At 29.0% G+C, this 1613-nt stretch carries 2 protein-coding genes; both read right to left on the bottom strand.

Annotation, left to right across the window (positions count from 1 at the left end):
• Nucleotides 1–14 precede the first annotated feature (14 nt).
• Nucleotides 15–857, bottom strand: a complete 843-nt coding sequence (locus TA89_RS03630; protein ID WP_187119261.1) for a sensor histidine kinase — start codon at nt 855–857, stop codon at nt 15–17.
• A gap of 193 nt (nt 858–1050) precedes the next feature.
• Nucleotides 1051–1613: response regulator transcription factor (locus TA89_RS03625; protein WP_040210920.1), on the bottom strand; the 563-nt coding region annotated here is incomplete at its 5' end.

The raw sequence follows: 1613 nt of genomic DNA, 5'->3' as shown, positions 1-1613 counted from the left end.
AATAAAAATTATTATTATTCCTCAATTATTGGATTGATAATTTTATTTGGAAGCTTTATATCAAAGCAAGCTCCATAACCTAAATTATAAGCAGTTATTTCACCGTCAAGATATTTAATTGAAGATTTAGCAATAGACAATCCAAGACCCAGGTTTCCCTTTTCTCCTTTATAGAATCTTGTAAATATATTTTCAATATCCTCCTCTTTAATTCCATAACCATCATCCATTATATGTATTACTACATTTTCAGGAGTTTCCTCAAATTCAACGGTTACTTTTTCCTTAGCATACCTTAAACCGTTAGAAACTATATTTATAACGGCCTGGGATAACAACTTCTCATCAATATATATAATTAAATCTTCATCACCTTCAAGTTTAATAGCTTTATTATTTTTAAAAGCAGCTCCTCGCAATTGATTTAATATTCGGTTTAAAGAGCCGTATAAGCTCACTTTTTTATACATAACTTTAACGCTGTGTGAATCCATTTCAGAAAGCTTCAGGATACTCTTAACCACATCTCTTAAATGAATACTTGCATCTATAATTATATCTAAAGGTTCATTAATATCATCAAAAACTTTATATTTAATACCTTCTGCGTAGCCTTGTATTGATGTCAAAGGAGTTCTTAATTCGTGGGAGGCATTTTCCATAGCTATTTTTTGAGCATTATAATAATCAAATAACCTCTTAGCCAACTTATGTATGCTTAAATTAAGTTCTTCAATTTCTATGGTTTTAAATGTTTTAATTTCTTCTGTGCTGTATGAACTCTTAGAAAGTTTAATGGCATCATCAGCCAACATTTTGATATCTTTGGAAATGCCGGAGCAAATTTTAATTAACAAAAATGTAAATCCTAATATAAATAAAGTGAATATAGCCAATAAAAACATATTTATATTTAAAATCAATCTATAGCTATAATTATTAACATTTAATAATGCTTTATATATTAAGTTAAATATAACGAGGAAGCAGGCTGCAAAAAATATCAAATAAGTTAATAATGGTTTTAGCATTCTTTTTCTAATAGAAATTTTATCCATCTATATTCTCCTCATAAATTTTAAATCCAAAGCCTCTTATGGTTTTTATATATACCTTAGAATCGTTATCTAATAATTTTTTCCTAAGCCTTTTAATGGTATCATCTGTGGCTCTGGTATCTATTTCGCTTACTTTAAACTCCCAAACCTTCCTTAGAAGCTCTTCTCTGCTTATAGCTCTATCTTTATTTTCTATGAGATATACTATTAGTGAAAATTCATTTTTAGTTAAGTTTATTGGAGTGTCTTTCACTTGTGCACTAAGCTGATTTTTATTTATAACTAAATCTCCGAAAAATAGTATGTTCCGTGTTGCTTGTTCTCCTTTATCGATTTCTATCCGTCTAAATATAGATCTGATCCTGGCTAACAGTTCAATTGGAGAAAATGGCTTAGTTAAATAATCATCACATCCTAAGTTCATACCGGTAACCTTATCTAAATCGCTGTCCTTAGCGGAAACAATAATTATAGGAACTGAACTTATATTTCTTAAAATTGAACAAGTGGATAACCCATCCATCCCCGGCATCATTATATCCAAAATTACTAAAT

Origin of the sequence: Clostridium polynesiense (assembly GCF_000820705.1) — a bacterium.
Classification (GTDB): Bacteria; Bacillota; Clostridia; order Clostridiales; family Clostridiaceae; genus Clostridium_AA; species Clostridium_AA polynesiense.
This window is presented reverse-complemented; position numbering and strand designations above follow the sequence as displayed.